Origin of the sequence: Pseudomonas fluorescens (assembly GCF_004683905.1) — a bacterium.
Taxonomy (GTDB): Bacteria; Pseudomonadota; Gammaproteobacteria; order Pseudomonadales; family Pseudomonadaceae; genus Aquipseudomonas; species Aquipseudomonas putida_A.
Genome location: NZ_CP038438.1, coordinates 1,328,430 through 1,346,981, shown reverse-complemented (window position 1 = coordinate 1,346,981; position 18,552 = coordinate 1,328,430). Strand labels below are relative to the sequence as shown.

Annotated in this window: 24 protein-coding genes; all 24 read right to left on the bottom strand. The window is 60.3% G+C overall.

All coding sequences use genetic code 11. The features are described from left to right. Window positions 1-42: 42 nt before the first annotated feature. The 24 genes from E4T63_RS06075 to E4T63_RS05955 all read right to left on the bottom strand — a co-directional run bounded on the left by E4T63_RS06075 (window position 43) and on the right by E4T63_RS05955 (window position 18,547). Window positions 43-543: a CinA family protein gene (locus tag E4T63_RS06075; RefSeq protein ID WP_096795871.1), complete on the bottom strand. Its 501-nt coding sequence runs from the start codon at window positions 541-543 to the stop codon at window positions 43-45. A 68-nt stretch (window positions 544-611) separates the two neighbouring features. Beyond that, window positions 612-1,130 (bottom strand): lysis system i-spanin subunit Rz, encoded by a 519-nt coding sequence (locus tag E4T63_RS06070; protein ID WP_123587008.1) that lies wholly within the window; start codon window positions 1,128-1,130, stop codon window positions 612-614. Next, window positions 1,109-1,675 carry a glycoside hydrolase family 19 protein gene (locus E4T63_RS06065; protein WP_135295081.1) on the bottom strand — a complete coding sequence of 189 codons (567 nt, stop codon included), beginning with the start codon at window positions 1,673-1,675 and terminating at the stop codon, window positions 1,109-1,111. Before E4T63_RS06065 ends, E4T63_RS06070 begins: the two co-directional genes overlap by 22 nt. 33 nt (window positions 1,676-1,708) lie before the next feature. After that, complete coding sequence (locus E4T63_RS06060) at window positions 1,709-1,927, bottom strand: hypothetical protein (protein WP_098967518.1); 219 nt, start codon at window positions 1,925-1,927, stop codon at window positions 1,709-1,711. Window positions 1,928-1,936: 9 nt separating this feature from the next. Further along, the gene (locus E4T63_RS06055; RefSeq protein ID WP_135295080.1) at window positions 1,937-3,139 is read right to left on the bottom strand and encodes a carbohydrate binding domain-containing protein; all 1,203 of its coding nucleotides are present in this window, start codon (window positions 3,137-3,139) and stop codon (window positions 1,937-1,939) included. Between the two features lie 18 nt (window positions 3,140-3,157). Next, the gene (locus E4T63_RS06050) at window positions 3,158-3,604 is read right to left on the bottom strand and encodes a phage tail assembly chaperone (RefSeq protein ID WP_134785564.1); all 447 of its coding nucleotides are present in this window, start codon (window positions 3,602-3,604) and stop codon (window positions 3,158-3,160) included. Next, entirely contained in the window at window positions 3,605-4,501 is an 897-nt protein-coding gene (locus E4T63_RS06045; RefSeq protein ID WP_097086502.1) for a gp53-like domain-containing protein, read from the bottom strand. It lies immediately after the preceding gene. A gap of 22 nt (window positions 4,502-4,523) precedes the next feature. Further along, window positions 4,524-5,090 (bottom strand): tail fiber assembly protein, encoded by a 567-nt coding sequence (locus E4T63_RS06040; protein ID WP_135295079.1) that lies wholly within the window; start codon window positions 5,088-5,090, stop codon window positions 4,524-4,526. Between the two features lie 8 nt (window positions 5,091-5,098). Continuing rightward, window positions 5,099-6,193 carry a phage tail protein gene (locus tag E4T63_RS06035; protein ID WP_135295078.1) on the bottom strand — a complete coding sequence of 365 codons (1,095 nt, stop codon included), beginning with the start codon at window positions 6,191-6,193 and terminating at the stop codon, window positions 5,099-5,101. A gap of 57 nt (window positions 6,194-6,250) precedes the next feature. Next, window positions 6,251-6,676, bottom strand: a complete 426-nt coding sequence (locus E4T63_RS06030; protein WP_134785562.1) for a phage tail assembly chaperone — start codon at window positions 6,674-6,676, stop codon at window positions 6,251-6,253. 1 nt (window position 6,677) lies between these two features. After that, the gene (locus E4T63_RS06025) at window positions 6,678-7,409 is read right to left on the bottom strand and encodes a hypothetical protein (RefSeq protein WP_135295077.1); all 732 of its coding nucleotides are present in this window, start codon (window positions 7,407-7,409) and stop codon (window positions 6,678-6,680) included. A 14-nt stretch (window positions 7,410-7,423) separates the two neighbouring features. Next, window positions 7,424-8,023: a YmfQ family protein gene (locus tag E4T63_RS06020; RefSeq protein ID WP_003222238.1), complete on the bottom strand. Its 600-nt coding sequence runs from the start codon at window positions 8,021-8,023 to the stop codon at window positions 7,424-7,426. Next, window positions 8,011-9,057, bottom strand: a complete 1,047-nt coding sequence (locus E4T63_RS06015) for a baseplate J/gp47 family protein (protein WP_135295076.1) — start codon at window positions 9,055-9,057, stop codon at window positions 8,011-8,013. The genes E4T63_RS06020 and E4T63_RS06015 overlap by 13 nt, the downstream gene beginning before the upstream one ends. Beyond that, a complete protein-coding gene (locus E4T63_RS06010; RefSeq protein ID WP_007964342.1) occupies window positions 9,047-9,445 on the bottom strand; it encodes a phage GP46 family protein in 399 nt (132 codons plus the stop codon). The genes E4T63_RS06015 and E4T63_RS06010 overlap by 11 nt, the downstream gene beginning before the upstream one ends. Next, a complete protein-coding gene (locus E4T63_RS06005; protein WP_027611071.1) occupies window positions 9,445-9,954 on the bottom strand; it encodes a phage baseplate assembly protein V in 510 nt (169 codons plus the stop codon). Before E4T63_RS06005 ends, E4T63_RS06010 begins: the two co-directional genes overlap by 1 nt. A gap of 143 nt (window positions 9,955-10,097) precedes the next feature. Next, window positions 10,098-11,141 carry a phage baseplate assembly protein gene (locus E4T63_RS06000; protein ID WP_134785560.1) on the bottom strand — a complete coding sequence of 348 codons (1,044 nt, stop codon included), beginning with the start codon at window positions 11,139-11,141 and terminating at the stop codon, window positions 10,098-10,100. A 3-nt stretch (window positions 11,142-11,144) separates the two neighbouring features. Then, the gene (locus E4T63_RS05995) at window positions 11,145-12,380 is read right to left on the bottom strand and encodes a DNA circularization protein (protein WP_135295075.1); all 1,236 of its coding nucleotides are present in this window, start codon (window positions 12,378-12,380) and stop codon (window positions 11,145-11,147) included. Further along, window positions 12,367-14,265 carry a phage tail protein gene (locus E4T63_RS05990; RefSeq protein WP_135295074.1) on the bottom strand — a complete coding sequence of 633 codons (1,899 nt, stop codon included), beginning with the start codon at window positions 14,263-14,265 and terminating at the stop codon, window positions 12,367-12,369. Before E4T63_RS05990 ends, E4T63_RS05995 begins: the two co-directional genes overlap by 14 nt. 130 nt (window positions 14,266-14,395) lie before the next feature. Then, window positions 14,396-14,692: a phage tail assembly protein gene (locus E4T63_RS05985; protein WP_003222226.1), complete on the bottom strand. Its 297-nt coding sequence runs from the start codon at window positions 14,690-14,692 to the stop codon at window positions 14,396-14,398. After that, a complete protein-coding gene (locus tag E4T63_RS05980) occupies window positions 14,689-15,036 on the bottom strand; it encodes a phage tail tube protein (protein ID WP_095138392.1) in 348 nt (115 codons plus the stop codon). Before E4T63_RS05980 ends, E4T63_RS05985 begins: the two co-directional genes overlap by 4 nt. 67 nt (window positions 15,037-15,103) lie before the next feature. After that, entirely contained in the window at window positions 15,104-16,600 is a 1,497-nt protein-coding gene (locus E4T63_RS05975; RefSeq protein ID WP_135295073.1) for a phage tail sheath subtilisin-like domain-containing protein, read from the bottom strand. Continuing rightward, window positions 16,600-16,779, bottom strand: coding sequence for a DUF2635 domain-containing protein (locus E4T63_RS05970; protein WP_027611066.1), 180 nt, complete (start codon window positions 16,777-16,779; stop codon window positions 16,600-16,602). Before E4T63_RS05970 ends, E4T63_RS05975 begins: the two co-directional genes overlap by 1 nt. Further along, a complete protein-coding gene (locus E4T63_RS05965; protein ID WP_135295072.1) occupies window positions 16,776-17,360 on the bottom strand; it encodes a phage tail terminator protein in 585 nt (194 codons plus the stop codon). The genes E4T63_RS05970 and E4T63_RS05965 overlap by 4 nt, the downstream gene beginning before the upstream one ends. Window positions 17,361-17,518: 158 nt before the next feature. Next, on the bottom strand, window positions 17,519-18,547 hold the full coding sequence (locus tag E4T63_RS05955; RefSeq protein WP_135295071.1) for a phage late control D family protein: 1,029 nt from the start codon (window positions 18,545-18,547) through the stop codon (window positions 17,519-17,521). Between the last annotated feature and the right edge of the window lie 5 nt (window positions 18,548-18,552).

Here is an 18,552-nt window from a genome sequence, read left to right as displayed (position 1 = left end):
TGTATAAGTAGCCAGTATTATTCCACAGCGTTCGCGGATCGCCTACCCCTGATTTTCGATTTCTCGTGCCGCTAGTCGCAACAGCCCCTCTAGCGCGGCCTTCACCGTTTGTCGGCGGACTTCATCGCGGTTGCCGGGGAAGTGCTGAACCTCACTGGAAACCGCATCGCCCACGCCCCAGGCCAGCCACACCGTGCCCACCGGTTTGTTCGGTGTACCGCCATCGGGCCCCGCCACGCCGCTGACCGCCACGGCAAACCGCGCCAGACTGTGCTTCTGCGCACCACGCACCATCGCCTCGACGACTTCGCGACTGACCGCACCCACCGTGCCGAACAATTCGGTGGGGACATTCAGTTGCCGGGTCTTCTGCCGGTTGGAGTAGGTCACGTAACCGGCCTCGAACCACGCCGAGCTCCCCGGAATCCGCGTGATCGCTTCAGCAATCCCGCCACCGGTACACGACTCGGCCGTGGTGACGTGGGCGTTGAGCAACTGCAAACGTCGGCCGAGCTCGGCAGCCAGTTGAGTGATCTCTTTCACGGTGCGCTCCGGATCGGATGGAATGACTACCACCGTACACGACCCGGTTGCGCTTTCAATACACAGACTCATTCAAAATGTTCGGGCGCCAGCGCTCTGACATAGGCCTGACAGGCCTGCAAGGCAATCAGTCCGCGATCGCCGGTGTCGGTGATGGCGATAATTCGTTGAGCATGCGCCGGGTCAAGTCGGGCGCGTACGGCTGCATGATCCACGCCGCCGGGGCCGGTGGCGGCTGGCACCCCGCAGCCTTGGGCAGCGTCGCCGGCGTCGATGAGGACTGACAGGCGCAAATCAGCAGTGGCAAGACGATCGCGCAGGCGATCCTGATCACGTTGGGCATCACTGAGTGCTCGATAGTGGGTTTGTTCACTGGCCGCGAGGCGTTGCTCAAGGGCCAGACGTTTATCCTGCTCGACCTGCTGCGCGCTGGCTGCGGCCACATTCAGCTGATTGAGAGTGTCGGCGTTTAACCGCGCCTGCTCCGCGAGTTGTCGCCCGTAACGCCAGTCCTGAAACTGCCAGGCCAGCGCAGCGCCTCCCAAGGTCAGTAACAAAAAGCCGGTTAAACGCCAGGAGACGGACATAGCACCGCCCTCGCCCGCGCCCAGATATCCAGCCGATCCTGCAACCCATTCAACCCGCCGTTGATTCGGCGAGTGATGCTGTTGAACTGGTCGCGGTCGGCCAGATCGTTCAGGCCGTTCTGTTCCCAGAACCATGCCGCCGATTCCGCTGCCCATTGCGGTTGCTCAAGCAATTCCGGCAAGGACAGCAAGCGCTCGTCGCCGAACAGGCCGAGGCTGCACTGCCGATAGTTGCTGCGCCCGGTGATCTGGATCAGCCCGCGACCGCGGTACTTCTGCCCGTCGCCGTCGGCCTCGGGCGTGTTGCCCAGACGTAACGCCAGCGTGCCAGTGTCGTATTTGCTCAGGTACTGGTTGTTGCCCAACTCGCGCACGTATTGCAACTGGCCCGACTCGTGACCGATCTGCGCAAGAAACGCAGCGATACGTTTGGGCGTGTCGATATGGCGGCGATTCATTGCGTTATTCAGTGCAGAAACAAAAACGCCCGCTTGGGAGCGGGCGTTGGGCATGATGGTTTTAAGGTTGTCTTCTGTTATTTGCATGATGCGTAATCCTCCCTGGATGCTCCGATTGAATCATGGTTGACGGACAACGGCCCCCAGCCATTTTTTTGCCAGAGTTGTCAGGGTGTTGTTGGGTACAGATTCTTCGAGTGCGTCATTCAATGGCAGTACTTGCCCGCCGGTTAACAGCCATTGCTGATACTCAAGCCAGTCGCGATTGGTCGTGTCCTGCGGAATAAACGCGGCATCTTCAACGCGCAATACACCACAGGCGGTCAGTTGATATGTCATGAGCTACCCCTAGATTTCTGCGTCCGCTGTCCATTCAATCTGCAGCCCGTTACCGGGCTGACTGCTCACAGGCGTCACGGTACCGATAGCGAAACTTCGCTGTGTCACACTTTGCACAGTGGTCCCCGTGCAAGCCACTCCCTGCGAATAGTTCCAGACCTGACTGCTTTCATTTCCAGGGCAATACAGAACAACGGTGGGTTGCACTCTCTTCTGAGCCTGCATGTCTATGACCATGCCGTATTGACCGGTATTCCCGGTCGCAGCCTGAGTGAACGTAACGATGCAGGTTCCGACACCATTGTTTGCACGAATCTGTAAACGACTGGCAAAGGACTTCTCGAAGTAGCGCTGACACAACATCAGCTCTTCACCAACCGGGCGGTATTCGAATGGCGTGGAAACCGGTCCTTCCTCGAGTTGAACCCGCGCAAGATCCACAGTTTGCAAAACGTTAAGTGGCAGATCAAAAGCCAACCTCAAGTAATCATTGGCACCGAGCATTTTCCCAGCGATCACTGGCACCTGAAATGTTGCGCTGAATTTGGTCCATGCAGTGCTCAATGCAAAGACATCGACCACTTTGACGACGGCTTCCGAACCACCGTTGCCGAAGTACTGACCGATGGTTACCTTCAACGGGCGCGCGGCGTCGGAGCGCGCCCAAAATGTTACGGTGGCGGTTTTTCCAGCCAGAGTCCTGACGGATTCAACGCTTTGGGAAATCTTGTGCTCGGTAGCGCCAACGCCCGCCGTGGTTTGCTGCCAGCGCAAGAAATAGCTCGGCTCACCCGCCACGTCTGTCTGGCCAGGGGCAAAATCCTGGCGAGAGATGGCCACGGCAGCATTGCCATTCCAGTCGCAACGAAAACGATCGGCTACATACCCACCAATATTGGGGCCTTGGTTGGTCGTTCCGCGCTGCCAGATATCGAAGCCGCCATTGATCAGCACATTCCGGCGATACACCTGCGCCGGAAATTGCTGCAGTGGATCAGGCTTCGATAATTGGCGGATCGCCTGCGCCAACTGATCGGTTTGTGCTTCATCAGGTTTCAAACCGGCTGCGGTGATGGCGTTGAGTATTTCCTGAGTAACACTGTTGCCCCAGCTCGCCGGGATCAGCGATCCGGGCAGGCCGGCGATGGCGTCTTCATTGACGAACTTGCCGTTCACCAGCCCGACGCTGGGAACGCTTTTTGGATAATCCATGTATGTTTCCTCTACGGCTCAAACCGCATTTGCCAACCAACGCGGCGCTACAGGCCGATGCTCGCTGAAAGGAAAAAAAGAACCCTGCGGCCAGTCGCGCAATTCGCGGCGATAGGTTTGCAGCTCGGCATATTGCTCGCTGGTCAGCGTCGTGCCACCGCCGTCTTCAAGCTCATCACGATCACGTGCAACCAGACCATCGGTGGCAGCCAGTTGTGCTGTACGCCAGCGACGTTCAGCATCGGCCGCTTCTTCTGCCGAATAAGGTGGTGGATCAACCAGAGTCGGATAACCGCTATCCGCGTGCACGCCGACCACTTTTGCACTCACAGCCAGTTGCTGCAGCAGTGAGATCCAATAGGCCTGGGGAATTTCAATGACGTCATCCGGAATATCCGATGAGTTGATAGCGGGAACATAAACCCCACGGGTGCTGGCGCTGAACAAGACATTGAACGGATTCATTTAATAACCCTTTGCAAAGAAGTTGATACCCCAACCTGCAGACACTTCGCCGCTGTAGCTTCGAACTTTCAGACGGCACCCCTGCTTCGACGCAGAGTTCGCGTACATGACGACCATCGCTCCATCGCCTCCTACGTGCATGGCGATGATCGAAGAAAACGCGGTAGGGAAAGAGATCGGAAAGACGACGTTGACATCGCCATTGGCATCCGTCGTGCCAACACCCCATTGATCGATATTGCCGCTGGCATAACGCTGGTAGCCAATGTTGCCGTACACACCGGAGTGCGCCGACGCATATCGATCACTCACCGAGCCGCCATAGAGGCGCCACTGTCCCGTGAGTTTGATCAGGTAGGCAGTGTCACCAATACCCAACTTGAGCGGGCCGGATGTGCCATTACAGGTGAGAAGCCCATCGTTACCGGAAGGATTGACGGTCAACACGCCGGTACCTGCGTTGATTACGTGAATGGTGCTCGCATGGGCCACACCATTGGTAGACGGCAGCGTCGCAGTCAGCGCGCTGGCACTGGAGAAACTCGCGACACCGCCAATATTCGCAGCGTTCAATACCGTGCTGGCGGCGTAAGAAGCAAAACCGGAGAACTGTAATCCCGCCCGCGTAACAAACTCAGTGGTGGCCATCGACTGATCATTGGAGAACTGCGGTGAAGTCAAAAACAACTTGTTGCTGCGTAATGCGGTTAACACCTGATCATCTTTCGCTTCCGTCGGAGCGGTGCCGCCAGCATTGATGATATTCAACAACTCTTGGGTAACGCTGTTGCCCCATTTCGCCGGAATCAACGACCCCGGCTTGCCGGTCAGCGGGTCTTCATCGACAAACCGGCCGTTGACCAGACCGGCACTCGGGACACTGTTTGGGTAGTCCACGGTACTTCTCCTTGTGTGTGAGTCAGGTGTTTACTGCTGATCCGGGCGCAACCGGCCAGGTGATTTCATCGGGGAAACCAGCCTGTTTTTCGATCCGGTTCAGCTCTACGCTGTAAAGCTTCCATTCGATCAGCAGCAGTTGTTCGTCATGGCTGGCATCGCCAATGTCCTCGGCGTATTGCAGCGGCGCGATACGCAGGACGGCGTCGCGCAGCAGTGCGTCGCGCTGGCCGAGAGATTGCTGTCTGACGCTCCCCAAACGAGCCTGCTCATCCAGCACCCAGGCGTTGTCGCGCCAGATGTGGAACTCGCCTGGCCATGGTTGCGCGGTCAGGGTGTCAGGCAACTCACCCAGCTCGGTCCAGATCTGTTGGGCGCCGCCGTCCTTGCGATAAACCATGCCACGGCGGTCGATCACCTCACGCGGTACGCCGTTGATCAGTGCCCAGCTACGACCGGTTTCCGGCTCAGGCAACTCGTACGCCAGCTCAACAGCATTACCGGGTAACTGGATGCCAATGCCCGGCGTGACAATGAACTCGACAGGCCCGGACAGAGCGCCCGAGCCATCAAATAGATAATTGAACATGAAGTGCCTCAGATGAGTTTGATGCGGCCGGGATAGGCGATGTTGCGCGGGCGGGATTTGAAGGCGTAGAGCAAAACTCCTGCGGTATCCCTCTGGTAAGTGGTATTCACCGGAAAGATCGGGCCGCCATTGACCAGCCCTGTAACGTATTGCGGTTCTTCCCGGGTATCCGCGCCAAAACTGGTCAGGCTATCTGACCAGTACGCGCCCACAGCGCCTGCGCCATTGGCACCTTGCGCATAGGAATGCGTCGATCCAGTCTGAAAAGTACCCATCGCCCGCCCGCCATCCACACCACGACCTTCATCCAGAACCCGCAGAAATTCCCCTCGCCCTTCGGGACCACGAAAGGTCGTCGCACCGTCACCCGTGGTCCATTTCCCCTCGGAGCCCACGCGTAAGGCTTCAGTCCCCAGCATTCCCGATTGCTGGGCGTGATCCCACAGCCACGGCCATTCCGCACGCTTCATCACGGTGCCATTCAATGCACCGTATCCACCGGGACTGAGCATCAGGGTCGTCTCGAAAAACGGCCGCCCCAATGGCGTATTGTCGAAACGACCGACCGGCCACCAACTCCCCGCCCCATCACTGCGCAAATGCCACCAGTCACCGCCGCCCATCAATACGAAGAACGGATAACCGCTGGCCGACAGATGGGTGTGAAAACGAATCCCGTCGGTACCGGACGCCTGGATGACCATGCGATTACCGCTGTTGTCCACCCGCCGAACAATCACGTCGCGCACACCGAGTGCGGCGTTGGCCGGTGGCAGCAGCAAAGTCACAGATCCCGGGCTGCCGTCGATCAGCACCAGGCCAAGCTCGGCCTCGGTCAGGGTTTTCGATGCGGCCAGTCGGGTGATGACCGAACGCATCGGGCTCGCTCTGCCGATGATCGACTGAATCGCCTTGTACAACTGACCGGTGTCGGCTTCAGAAGCCACCAATCCGCCGCCGTTGATCACACTCAGGATCTCCTGAGTCACGCTGTTGCCCCACACCGCCGGAATCAACGAACCCGGCGTGCCTGCCACAGGGTTTTCATCGACAAAGCGGCCATCGACCAGGCCGACGCTGGGGACGCTTTTTGGATAATCCATAGTTAACTTTCCTTTACCTGGAACATTGATGGGCGATGCCGACAATGCAGCATCCATTCACTCGGCAGTCATCCAGGCAGGCTTTTTCGGTCGAGAGCGTTTGGAGGGAAATTTCTTCGCCTGGGGCCACTTGCGTAGCGCCTGCAGGTAATTCAGCAGGGTCAGATATTCAGAGTCGGATAGCGTGGTGGCTTTCATCAATTCCACTTCGTCCCGATGGCGATCACGCAACCAGACCACGCGATCAAATTCCTTGTCGCGCCATGCCTTTGCTTCGATCAGCGCTTCCTCGCCTGAAAGGGGCGTCGACTCGATCAGTATCGGCAGACCTTGCTCGTCATGGGACCGCTCGGTTCCGGCTGCAGGGTTAGCAATAACCGACTCGTAACGCTCGTCGTCAATTTCAACGGCATCGCCCGGGAGGCTCGTGTGATAGCCCGACAAATAAGTGTTGCCAGTGGTGCGGCTATAGAAACGTTTCATTTCAGTTCCCCACTCCCAGTACAGTGACAAAACCGGTGCCACCGGAATTACTCAAAACCTGCACCTGGCTAGAATCAAAATAGGTCACCAAGGGTGGAGTGGTGATATCGAAATAGGGTGCGTTTCCGCCGTGCGAATAACTCGCCCAAGTAGCGGCACACTGGGTCTTGAAAGCCACCGGCCAAGGTTGGGCAGCATAGGTTTTATCTGCAGCAATGGTGATCAGGACCCACTGGATCATGAAGCCCCCCAACCAACTCGGAAAGGCGATATAGCCGTTCGCGCCAATGCTGTAGGAAACACCAAACCGGAGCTTTTTCGGTGTGACGATGGCGGTGTCGTCAGTCCCCGCATTGACTTGGCTTTGGGTCGCGATCCGCGCCCAACCCAAAACCGTTTCAGTGGCTTGAACCACTTTCTTTTCGATCGCTTGGAAAACGCGCTGCGGCGTCATCAGACGGCTGCTGCTGGTACCTGCTTCGGCCTCATCCTTGCTCGCCAAAGAATCATTTTTGTTCTTCTCGACAATCGCCGAAATCGCCAATCTCAGTTGCGTGCTGTTACCCTCGTCAGGCACAAGTCCGGCGGCAGTGATCGTGTTGATGATTTCATCGGTAACGCTGTTGCCCCATCGCGCCGGAATCAGCGACCCCGGCGTCCCGGTCAGCGGGTTTTCATCGACAAATTTCCCATTCACCAGACCGGCGCTGGGCACACTTTTCGGATAATCCATCCCGTCATTCCTCCCTAGTCATAATTGATGTGCACTTTGGTATGCGCCGGGGCACTGCGGTGGATCAGGCACTCCAGCGCCGAGCCCGGGTTGACGCCGAAGCGCTCGCCCCAGTAGCTCGCACCATAGCGCCGGCCGAGCAGCAGGCGGCCGCCGGTGTTGAGGGTCCACATGAATTGCGCTTCCCAGGTGCCCCAGTGCGCTGCGCCGAAACGCGCGCGGCCCATACGCGGGGCTTCGTGCTCGGTGATGCTGGCGTTGGGGTAGCCCTGGCTTTTGGCGATGTCGAGGTAGTAACCAACGGCCTGGCTGCCGACCGCAAGCAAGCGCCGGCGTACCGCGAGGCGGCGGTCGTCGAACAGCGGTGTGGCGCCCAGGCACGGGTCGGGCAGCTCCATCACCCGTTCCCAGTCCGGCACCAGTTCGCTGACGCCCGCCGGGTCCATCTCGTTGAGCAGGTCGGCGGCGCGGGCGTCGAGGCGCGCCAGTTCGACGGCCACGCCTTGCAGCACTTCCTCAAGTTCCGGGACGCGTTCCGGGTCCCACGCTGGGCCGCTCGGCAGCAACGCGCGCAGCTGCGCCTGATATTGCGCGGCGGTTCTTATGCCCCCCATACGCAACCTCCGAAGGTCAGCAGTTCGCTTTGCCCGGCAGGCACGTCAGCGGCCGGCGCGGTCAGCGTGTGATCGTACTCACCGCCGGCGCTGCTGATGGCTTCGCGGATATGGCTGATCAGCAGCGGCACACCCAGATCGGCCTCGCGGTTGTGCAGGTCGCGCAGTTGCGCTTCAACGGCGGCGCGCACAGCAGTGGTGTCCGGGTTGACGCTCTTGAAGCGATACACCACCGGCACCTGAATCGGCCGCTGCACGTGTACTTCCGCCGTCACCGGACGCAGCGGTTCGATGTACTCCTGAACCTCCGCCAATTGCTCATCGTTGGGCACCGGTTGCGGGTCTTCGTCACGCATGATGAACACCGTCACTGTGCCTGGCCCGAGCAGGCCGCCACGGCACCAGGCCCGCGTCACACCCGGCACTTCCAGCGCCCAGGTTTCGTAGTCGCTCGCCGAACCGCCGTGGGGTATCACTCGATAAGAACGGATCACCCGCGAGCGCAACGACTCCAGGCTTTCTCGCGCCACGCCGCCACTGAGGCCGGGCGCGAGCACCACAAAACTGTTGCCGACCACGCCGGCGATCGGCTGCACCGGGTTCAGCGCCAGACCGGCGTCGGCATTGCCCAGGCTGCCAGCATCCAGCGCCGCGATGGTGGTGGTGTTGCTGCCATTGACGGTGGTGCGCGCGGTGGTGACTTTGTAGGTACGGCCATCGCTCGCTTGCAGCAGCGTGTCGACATCCAGCACCGCACCGGCGGTCGCGGTAAAACTGACGCTGCCGGTGGCGACTTGCGCCGGTTTGCGTGGCTGGTTCAGGCGCAGCGCGGCGATGCGTTCCAGGGTCGATTCGTCGGCTTTGTCCGGCAAAATCTGCTCGGCAATCCAGTCGAGATAACCGTACAGGCCATACGCGGCGCCACCGAGGGTGCGGGCCAACACTTGCGCATCGGACTGGCGCAGCGAATCGCCGGCCAGGTCGCTTTGGGTGCGCTTGATCAGCACCGGCAGCGAAGGGGTTTCAAACGGCATAGATCACCTGCCAACTGTTATCGGGGTTGATGTCCAGACGTTCGCCGTCGGCCAGGGTCAGGACCGTGCGCAGGTTCAGGCGCTGGGCGTCGAGGCGTTCGCTGATGATGTCGATGGCGCTGCAGTGGCCGTCGTCGATCAGCCATTGCAAGGCTTCGCGGGCATAGAACTCGGCGTCCATCTGGGTCTGTCGAGTCAGCTTGACCCGACGCAAAAGCCACAGCCGCGAACCGATGCGATCGTCGGCGACGGTGGGAAAGCTGTCGCCCCACCAGCCGAAGCGCTCCTCGTCGTCGAGGGCGTCGTCATCGGCGGCGCGGCGCCAGGTGAACAGGCTGATGAGCACGGCGCGGGTCAGTGCGGCGTGGAGGTTCTGGCTGACAAGCATTATTTGCCTCCTGCCGGCGCACCGGTCTGGCCGCTACCGGCCTGCACGCCAACGTGCACGTGTTTGATCTGGCTGATGCCGCCGGCGAGTTGGTCGCCGGTGGAAACGATCTTGCCGGTCTGGTTGATCACCGGCGTGTCGAAGTTCACCGCGCTGCTGGCGCGGATGTTCAGGGTGGCGGTTTCGATGTCGATGATCCGCCCGCGCTTGAAGTGAATTTTGTCGCCCTCGTCGGTGTAGATCGCCACTTCGCCAGAGGCCAGCGACTGCAAGCGATAGCGGCGGTCGGCGACCACCAGGGCGATGGCGTGAGACCGGTCACCGCCGAGAAACGTGACGATGCCTTCGGCGCCGGCCAGCGGGTTGCTGGTGAAACCGTAGGGTTCGAAATGCTCCATGTCGTCGTTCACCTCGCCGGCGGTGAGGCGCATTTGCAGCGATTGCAGCTTGGATGCCGAATGGGCGAGCACGACAGTGCCGCGCGCCAGCAGGCGTGTCAGTAGGCTCATGAATTGTCCTCAGGGAGCAGACCCGACACGGACAACATGTGGGAGCGGGCTTGCTCGCGAAAGCGGTGGGTCAGTCAATGGGATGTTGGAGCTGCTGACGCTTTCGCGAGCAAGCCCGCTCCCACAGGGGTTCGGTGTCAGGCTCAGGTTTTTTTCGGAGGCGTGGGATCAGGATCGAAGGTATGCGGTGGCGCCACTTGCAGCGTGGTCACCGAGCCTTGCGCCGAGAGCGAATAGGTGACTTTGGAAATCAACATGTCGCCGTCGAAACCGAGCACCGGATCCGTGACCTTCACCAGCGTGTTGTGGCGCCACAGATCGCCATTGGACTGACGCCAGCCCTGCACCTGATAGGTGGTGGTCTGCGCCCGGCCCATGCGGGTGGCGCTTTCCCATTGGGCGCGTTGCTGGGCCAACTCGAACGTCAGCGCGGTGCCCTCGTTGATGATCGTGGTGCGGCGGCGCTTGAAGCTCAGATCAGCCGCGCTGGATTGAACCTCGCTGACGGCCGCCCCGCTCTTATTGTCCGAGCCTTTCTGCTGACCGATCACTCGGTATTCAGAAAACACCTGGCTCTGATCCATCGGCGCGTTCGCCGACAGAATGTTCTTGCCCAACTCCAGCGCGTCACTGGCCCGACCACCACTACCGGGCTTGGCCAGCACCAGCCGGCCTTGCTCGTCATCAGTGGAAAACACCCGGAACAGCGAGAGCAGACGATCGATCGACTGGAACACCGTTTCGCCCGGCACGATGGTGTGTTTGGCGAGCCGCGCGGTCTCGGGAATTTCGTTGACCACGTACAGCGAGTATTCCGCCGCCAGAGCCTGGACGATGCTCAGCAGCGGTTGCTCCTGCCATTGGTTCGGCCGGTTGGTGGCTGCGCAATCGACCAGATCCTGAGTCTTGGAGCTACCCTCGATGCTCAGGCTGATCTGGCGTCCGTCGTAACTGATCGGGGCCTTGAACACGTAGCCAGTGAGCACCAGGTCCTGGCCGATTTTCACTTCGCACGGGTCACCCGGTTTGATCCGTTGATCCACCGTCTGCCCCGGCCACTGCCAGGTGATGTCGAGTTTGAAGGTGCGGAACTGGCGCTCAAGATCGGCGGTGATTTCCACGCTTTTCCAGCCGCCGTATTCCATGTTGTTGACGGTCAGCGTGACATGGTTATCCATCTCGCTCATGGCTCACTCCCTGGACACTTTTACGTCGTTGGGAGAAAAGCCCGGATGGTTCATCGCGTTGCTCTGCGTCACTTGAGTCACCCGTGTGGCATCGGCAAATTGCTTGTAGGCCACCACCAGCGCCGGCAGGCTTTCCTGAAACGATTTGGTGACCTGGCGCACACCGGATGACGCCACTGCCTTGAGATGCGCAATCAGCGCTTCCTTCACATCGTTGATTGCCTGGTGATGTTTGGGATCGGCCTTGTCCAGCATCGGGTCGATTGCCACCCCGACCGCCTTCTGCAGTGCTTTCATTTCTTCGGTCACCGGCACTTCCTGACGAGTCACCGGTTGATCCGCCTGATGCGCCACCGAAGGTGTCGACGACAGCTTCACCGCCGGAGTCGCCACCGGCATCGACGCCACCCATTGCGCGACTTTGACCAGCACCGTGTCCTGCACCAGATCGGCCATGGCTTGTGCCGCCGCGTTGGTGTCCTTGCCGGTGGTGATCTTCGGCGCATCAGCCTTGCGGATGGCTTCGAGTTGTTGGGACACGTCGGCAATCACGCCACGGTAGCCCTCCTTCGCGAATGCCTTGAGTTCCTTGATATCGCCGAGCAAGCCTTTGAACTCCGCCGCCACTTCCTTGGGCAACTCCTTGACCGCTTTGACCAGTTCGGTGATCTGCCGATACTGCTCGATCAGCGGTTTGAGCTGCTCTTTGATCACCTCATACACGCCGGTCAGGCTGTTGCGCAGATTGGCGATGCCGATCCGCGCAGCCTTGATCAACGTCATCGCCTGCTCGAAGCGCGCCACCGCCGAACCCAACAAAGTGTCAGCCTTGGCCAACAGAACTTTTTGCGTACTGACCGTGGCGGTCGGAAACGGCAACGGCCGGTCCGGGTAAAACTTCAGGCTGAACGTCACCAGCCCGCCGTCCTGGCGGGTGTGGGTCATGTCGCATTCGCCGACTTTGACTTGCAGGCGTCCGAGCCACGGATGCACCAATTCACCACTGCCCGCCTCCAAGGCCTTGAGCAGCTTGTCGCGCTGCTCCAGACAATCGGCGCCGATGATGAACGCCGTCAGGTCGTGGGTCTTGGCCTGCTGGCCGAGATCCTCGAAATACGGCAGGTCGCGTTGCGGGTATTCGTGCAACTGACCTTTGCGACCGACCGGGGTTTTCGCCTGATCGATCCAGAATCCGACACCGCGAAACGATGCCGGCAACAAACGGTCACGCCAGTTCATTGGAACCTCCTGCCGACAGCGAGCGATAGCCGATGCGCGAAGACAGCGCCAGGCCCGGTTGATTGGTTTGTGGTTGATCGGTGCGCAGCCCCGCCGGTGCATTTTCGAAGCGCACGGTCAGGCCGCCTTCGAGTTGCGTACGGTTGTTGGCCGCGCTTTGCTGGATCAGGGCGCTGGAGGTTTGTGGCAGCGATCCGCCTTGCAGCGTTCCGTTTCCAGCAGGGGCGCTACTCGCGCCAAAGAATGCCGGCGCCAGCTCACCCTTGCCTTCGGCATTGGTCTGGCGCTGCGCCTGGGTCAGAGTTTCGACCTTGCCGGTGACCTTGGCGATCAACCCGGCGAAACCTCCGTCGAACAGCTCCTTGATCGGCGCGATGACGGTTTGCAGCTTTTGCCACAACTCGCCGAACCACCCGACAATCGGCCCCCAGCTCTCGATGATCTGATCCAGAGGTTTCCATTCGAACAGGGTGTGCAGAAAGTCCACGACCGGTGCAGACGCCGCCAGCACAACATCCCACAGCGCCGAAAAGACTTCGCCGACCGGCTGCCAGTACTGCGCAATCTGCTCCAGCGGCGACCACTCGAACAGGCTGCTGAAAAAGCCTTTGACCCGCTGCACTGAGGTTTGCAGTGCCGTCCAGATCGGTTCGAAGTACCCGACGACACCACCCCAGGCGCTGGTGATCATTTCCATCGGGAAATAATCGAACAGTGCCCGCAATGTATCCCGGGTGCTTTGCACCGCCGATTGCAGAGTCGTCCACAGCGGCTGGAAGTACGCAACAACTCCGCCCCAGGCGCTGGTGATCATCTGCATGGGCGAGAAATCGAACAACGACACCAGAAACTCTTTAGCCGGTTGCGCGACTTTTCGCAGGCCATCGAACATCGGCTCGAAGAACCTGACAACGCCACCCCACGCACTGTTGATCATTTGCATCGGCGAGAAGTCGAACAGGTTTCTGAGGAACGCCATCACCGGCACACTCAAGGCCTTGAGCAGTTCCCAGATCGCCGAAAACAGCCCCGTCAGCGGCGCCCAGTTTTCCAGGATCATGCCGGCGGGCGTCCACGAGAACACCGATTTGAAGAAGTCGATGACCGGCGCAGTGACGGCTTTGACCTCGTCCCACATGCCCGAGAAGAATCCCACGACCGGTGACCACAGCGCCGCCAGTGCATCCAGTGGTCGCCAGTCAAGAATCGAGCGCAACGTCGCCATCGCACTCGCACCGATGTTTTTCACGCCTTCCCACATGCCTTTGAAGAACGCACTGATCGGCGTCCAGTTGGCATAGATCAAACCGGCCGCCACCGCGATGCCCATGGCGATGAGCATGATCGGATTGGTCTTGAGCACCATGCTCATGACATCGAACACTTGCGTGGCGCCGGTGACCGCGGTCTGCATCGCCGAGAAGGCGATAGCCCCCGCAGCCAGGCCTTCCACCAGTTGCGGGTTCTCGGCAAGCAGGCTGGCGACCTGAGTCAGCATTGGCTCAAGCCCGACGACCAACGCACCGACTGCCGGCACCAGCGCCGCGTCAACAGCAGCGGAAACCTTTTCCATCGACGCACTGAACACGTTCATGTTTTGTGCAGCGACTTTCGGCGCCGCAGGCAGGTCGACGGTTTTCGCCGTCTCGCTGACTTCAGTCAATTTGCCCTGAAACGCTGCCGCCGATTTGATCCCGTCCACGAACGGCGTGATCACGCTGCCGCCCTTGAACAGACCGCTGATATCCAGTTTGCCGAGGCCGGTCTGTTCGAGATTTTTCTTGAAGCTCTCGACCTTTACTCGCAGGGCGCCGAGTTTGGGCGACAGTTCATCGATGCCCGTGATCAGCACCGGTGTTTGCACTTTCTTTTCTTCGTCTGCCATCACTGCACCTGCTGCATCGCATTGATCCGTTGCGCGTGCTCCAGCGATTCGCGGAGCACATCCAGTGGCCTGGCCATCATCTGTTCGGGGTCAACCTTCCAGAACCAGGCCAGGTCATAGGCGACTGCGATCAGGTCGGTGATGGCTCCGACGCCGCACTCATGAAAAAACTCGCAACGGCCCAGCTCAGCGCGTTGAGGTCAGCCAGATCGAGCTGGTTGACCGACGACGGCGGGATGCCGGCGCATACGGCGATGTATTTGGCCGCCACGTCCATGTCGAGGCTGACTTCTTCGCTCTTGTCGATCTTGTACGGCAGCGCCTTGATCGCTCGCACTTCCTGCACCGTCGGACGGCGCAGGACGAGTTCGGTCAGGGGCTCGCCGTGAGCTTCGATCGCAACCTGAAGCTTCACGGCGCCGCTCATTGCCAGGTCCCCTTGATGCCTTCGAATTTCAGTTCGATGGTGGCGTCATCGCCCTTGGAAACCGGCTCCTCAACCAGATAGGCACCGGCCAGCACGTAGACTTTGCCGTTGCTGAATTCGCAGGTGACGGTGATGTCGGTGCCTTCGATCAGCTTCTTCAGCGGGAAGTCGGCGGTGTGCAGCGCGGTCACTTTGAACGACGGCGCGATGTCGGTTTCCTTGTAGAAACCCGGTACGACGGTTTCGCGTTTGACGGCCATCAGCGAGGCTTCGCAGCCGCCGTTGATAGTCAGTTGTGCACCGTCGACTTTGACGTAGCAGGTGCCTGCAATCACTTGACCCATGGTGTTACTCCCTTCAAATAAAAAAGCCCACCGAGGTGGGCTGAATGCTTACGGCCAAACGCGGCGATCAGGCCGCGTCGTCGTATTGCAGACGGAACTGGTTGAGCAGTGCGAACACGCGCAGACCGTTGATGTAATCCGGCGGGAACAGCACGTTCACGCGGCTCGGATCCTGTACGTCGCGCTCGACGATCAGGTGCTCGGCGAACAGCTCGGCGTTCTCCACGTGGCCTTCCAGTTCCAGCTTGGCGTACTGCGCGATCAGCTCGCCGCGAATGGTCGCCGGAGTGACGATCGGCTGGCCGGCGCCGAAACGGGTGCCGTCGGAAGCCAGTTTGTGCCGGCCGTACTTGCTGGTGATCACGCTTTGCAGACGACGCACGATGAACGCCGACTGGTGCATGGTTTCGCTGTCCAGGTAGGAGTTGTCGGCCTGACCGTAAGCGTTCTTCTGGTAGGTGGTGATCGAACGCTGAATGCGCACGTAGCCGCCTTCGTAGTAGGCGGTGGCGATGCCGTAGTTGAGCAGCGACTGACGCTCGGTCAGGGTGAAACGCTCGCTGGCCGGCGCCGGATCAACGCCCGGCAGGCTGCCGCTTTGGGTCGGACGGCTGGCATCGGCAGAGATGAACACCGCGGTGCGCGCAGCCAGTGCGGCAGCTTGTACCCAGAACGGTTGCGGTACGCCCGGCTCCAGCGCCTGAATGGTCATGTGCTGATCGTTACGTGCCTGGCCAGCAGCAACCAGCGTGCCGACGGTGCCGCGCTTGGCGCTGTAAACGTGACCGAACAATTGCTTGGCCCAGGACCAGCGACCGGTGCTGTCATCCATCACCGCTTGCCAGGTGTTGAGGGTCGACAGATCCGACCACGGCAGCGCGATGAACTCGAACGGCTCGTCACCCAGTGCAGCCACGGCTGCGACCTGGTCCGGCACGCCGGCGCCGCCGGTCATGGCAGTGATCGCGGTCGTCAGGCCGGCCGGGGTCTCTTCGCCGTTGCTCTTGCCCAGGCGATTGAACTGCAGGCTGATGTCGTTACCGCTGTCGCCGGTCCATTTGGCGGTCAGAGTGACCACGCCTTCAGCAGCCGCCGCGCTGACCGGCAGATCGGCGGTGGCGTTGATTTTCTGTGCCAGTGCGGTAGCCGCTTGAGCAGCGGTGGCACCGTTGACCACGGTGGCCTGCACACGCACACCAGCGACGTACAGGTTGAGCACGCCAGCCTGAGTCGCAGTGCCAGTCAGGGTCAGCACGCCTTTGGCGATGGCGCCTTCAGCGTTGTGCAGCGGCAGGCACCAGATCTCGCCGATCGGGTCGGCCTTGCGGAAGGTCTCATACATCGAGGCGAGCATCGAGCCCTGACCGCCGATGCTTTTTGCCAGCGCGACGCTGGAGACCAGCACCAGTTTGCCGACTTCAGTCGGGGCGATGTTGTCGTTGACCTGAGCGACGATCAGACGGCGCATGGCCGAAGTCGCACTATTGGCGGCCGAGTTGTCCATTTCGGCATAGAACAGCGGTACACGAATGTCCGCGGGGATGTTGCTGAATCCGATCGCCATTATTTGGCTCCCTGTGCTTTGACTTTTACGGTTTTGAGAGTGATATCGCCGTCGGCCAGACGTCGGCGCCACCAGGCGCTGTCCAGCACTTCACGGCCTTCTTTGGGCAGCAGATCGCCCGCTTCCGGGTCAGGCACGGCACGGCCAGCGGCCGGCAGTACGGTGATGCGATTGCTCATGGGGTTACGTCTCCAGAGAAAGTCAGTTCCACGCGCCCGTCAGGGCCCGGGTGTTTCAGATTGGGGTCTGCCGGGTCGATCGCATCGACCCGCACGGTGACCCCGGTAAAGGACGACAAACCGTCCAGTTCACGTTCGTGCCAACTCTCCGCAGGCTGACTCGGCAGATTGCGGCCGAGCTGGAACTCGGTAAAAAAGCGCAGCCGATAGAAGGCCCGGCTGCTGTTGATCGAGACCATCTCGCCGCCGTCGTAGACGATGGCGCTGTAGTCATTGCCCGGTTTGAATCCCACCAGCGCGCGCCACAGTTCGGCGCGCAGGTCGTGCAACAGATCCAGCGCTTTTGTGCTGTCGCTGGCGTCGAGCGCCAGGACGATTTCGAAGCGGTCGCGGATCGGTTGTGCGGTGAGGTTTTGTGCGGTGCTGGTACTGGCGAGATCCGCCAGGGGCAGAACATGGGCCGAGGGTGTCGGCAGATCGGCGTTGCCTTGCAGCAACGCCAGATCGACACCCACCGCAATGTGATTGGCAAGCCCAGGGCATTGCCCACGCAGCTGCGTGAGGATCGGGGTGATCTTCATGGTGGTGTTCCAGAGTTGAAATGAGTTGCAGAAAACACCGCGAATCCCCTGTAGGAGTGAGCCTGCTCGCGATGGCGGTGCCACATTCACAATCAATGTGCCTGACACACCGCTATCGCGAGCAGGCTCACTCCTACAGGGGACTCGTGGGTGTGAGATCAGTCCTTGGCTTCGGCTTTCGGGTCGAGGCACGCGGCATCGATCACACAGCGATAGCTGTTCTCGCGATTGCCGCTGGCGGTGACTTTTTCGATCGACCAGCGCCCACGCATGAAGTCCGGCCAGGTCTCGTCGAGCAGCACAAGGCCTTCGGCGGCCAGCAGTGGATTGCCGGGGCAGGTGATTTTCACCTTGTATTTTTGCCGGAGCATCTTGCGCACTTCGCCTTCGCCGACGGCGATCGCATCGGCTTCGCTGGGTTGTTTCTGGCGGAGGGTCTTGAACGGTGCAAGTCCCGTTTCAACCCAGCGCAACACACCTGCAGCGCCATCCCAAAAACAGGTCTTGCAACCCTTGGTCTGCTCGCGGGCAGACTCCTCCAGCGTGGCGCTGACGAACGCGTGATCGCCGGGACGGTTGTTGCTGGTCACCGACAAGGTCACGTCCGCCAGCACCTGGCCCGACAACGATTTGGTCTGGCCGGGACGGGCCAGCACGTACACGTCGTTGTAGGGTTTGGTCACCGCGTTGTACTTTTTCGCCAGGCGCGTCAGAAAGCTCATATCGGTTTCGTTGGACTGGTCGACGTGATCGATCCTGATCATCGCCACCTCGGGCGCGACGCGCGGTGAAAAGCCATGGCTCGACACCAGCTTGCGAAACAGCGCACCCAAGGTGGTCGGGCCATGACTGGCCGTGCGACGTTGCTTGAATCCCGTCTCATCATCCTTGCTGAACGGCGCCGCCGTGGCCACCAGCGTCAGGCGGAACGGAAACAGCGTCGGCGTCAGGCGCGTCACTTTGAACTGGCCCTTGTCGACCATTCCCGACTCCAGATAACCGACCTCAAGGCCGATTTTCCCGCCCAGATCCGGCAGCCCTTCGAGGCCTTCAAGATCGATGGTCAACGTCAGTTGATCGGACTCGAAACCGGCAGCGTCGATGTGTTCCCAACTGATCAGACGTTGATTGAGCAGGGCCGAATGGGCCCCGTAAATGTGTATCGCCGGGGTGAAACCCAGTGCCATGCAAC

What these genes read in the sequence shown, in the direction of transcription:
- E4T63_RS06070 (WP_123587008.1), bottom strand. Translation starts at nt 1,130, where the DNA reads ATGTCCGTCTCCTGGCGTTTAACCGGCTTTTTGTTACTGACCTTGGGA.
- E4T63_RS06065 (WP_135295081.1), bottom strand. Translation starts at nt 1,675, where the DNA reads ATGCAAATAACAGAAGACAACCTTAAAACCATCATGCCCAACGCCCGC.
- E4T63_RS06060 (WP_098967518.1), bottom strand. Translation starts at nt 1,927, where the DNA reads ATGACATATCAACTGACCGCCTGTGGTGTATTGCGCGTTGAAGATGCC.
- E4T63_RS06055 (WP_135295080.1), bottom strand. Translation starts at nt 3,139, where the DNA reads ATGGATTATCCAAAAAGCGTTCCCAGCGTCGGGCTGGTGAACGGCAAG.
- E4T63_RS06050 (WP_134785564.1), bottom strand. Translation starts at nt 3,604, where the DNA reads ATGAATCCGTTCAATGTCTTGTTCAGCGCCAGCACCCGTGGGGTTTAT.
- E4T63_RS06040 (WP_135295079.1), bottom strand. Translation starts at nt 5,090, where the DNA reads ATGTTCAATTATCTATTTGATGGCTCGGGCGCTCTGTCCGGGCCTGTC.
- E4T63_RS06035 (WP_135295078.1), bottom strand. Translation starts at nt 6,193, where the DNA reads ATGGATTATCCAAAAAGCGTCCCCAGCGTCGGCCTGGTCGATGGCCGC.
- E4T63_RS06030 (WP_134785562.1), bottom strand. Translation starts at nt 6,676, where the DNA reads ATGAAACGTTTCTATAGCCGCACCACTGGCAACACTTATTTGTCGGGC.
- E4T63_RS06025 (WP_135295077.1), bottom strand. Translation starts at nt 7,409, where the DNA reads ATGGATTATCCGAAAAGTGTGCCCAGCGCCGGTCTGGTGAATGGGAAA.
- E4T63_RS06020 (WP_003222238.1), bottom strand. Translation starts at nt 8,023, where the DNA reads ATGGGGGGCATAAGAACCGCCGCGCAATATCAGGCGCAGCTGCGCGCG.
- E4T63_RS06015 (WP_135295076.1), bottom strand. Translation starts at nt 9,057, where the DNA reads ATGCCGTTTGAAACCCCTTCGCTGCCGGTGCTGATCAAGCGCACCCAA.
- E4T63_RS06010 (WP_007964342.1), bottom strand. Translation starts at nt 9,445, where the DNA reads ATGCTTGTCAGCCAGAACCTCCACGCCGCACTGACCCGCGCCGTGCTC.
- E4T63_RS06005 (WP_027611071.1), bottom strand. Translation starts at nt 9,954, where the DNA reads ATGAGCCTACTGACACGCCTGCTGGCGCGCGGCACTGTCGTGCTCGCC.
- E4T63_RS06000 (WP_134785560.1), bottom strand. Translation starts at nt 11,141, where the DNA reads ATGAGCGAGATGGATAACCATGTCACGCTGACCGTCAACAACATGGAA.
- E4T63_RS05995 (WP_135295075.1), bottom strand. Translation starts at nt 12,380, where the DNA reads ATGAACTGGCGTGACCGTTTGTTGCCGGCATCGTTTCGCGGTGTCGGA.
- E4T63_RS05990 (WP_135295074.1), bottom strand. Translation starts at nt 14,265, where the DNA reads ATGGCAGACGAAGAAAAGAAAGTGCAAACACCGGTGCTGATCACGGGC.
- E4T63_RS05985 (WP_003222226.1), bottom strand. Translation starts at nt 14,692, where the DNA reads ATGAGCGGCGCCGTGAAGCTTCAGGTTGCGATCGAAGCTCACGGCGAG.
- E4T63_RS05980 (WP_095138392.1), bottom strand. Translation starts at nt 15,036, where the DNA reads ATGGGTCAAGTGATTGCAGGCACCTGCTACGTCAAAGTCGACGGTGCA.
- E4T63_RS05975 (WP_135295073.1), bottom strand. Translation starts at nt 16,600, where the DNA reads ATGGCGATCGGATTCAGCAACATCCCCGCGGACATTCGTGTACCGCTG.
- E4T63_RS05970 (WP_027611066.1), bottom strand. Translation starts at nt 16,779, where the DNA reads ATGAGCAATCGCATCACCGTACTGCCGGCCGCTGGCCGTGCCGTGCCT.
- E4T63_RS05965 (WP_135295072.1), bottom strand. Translation starts at nt 17,360, where the DNA reads ATGAAGATCACCCCGATCCTCACGCAGCTGCGTGGGCAATGCCCTGGG.
- E4T63_RS05955 (WP_135295071.1), bottom strand. Translation starts at nt 18,547, where the DNA reads ATGGCACTGGGTTTCACCCCGGCGATACACATTTACGGGGCCCATTCG.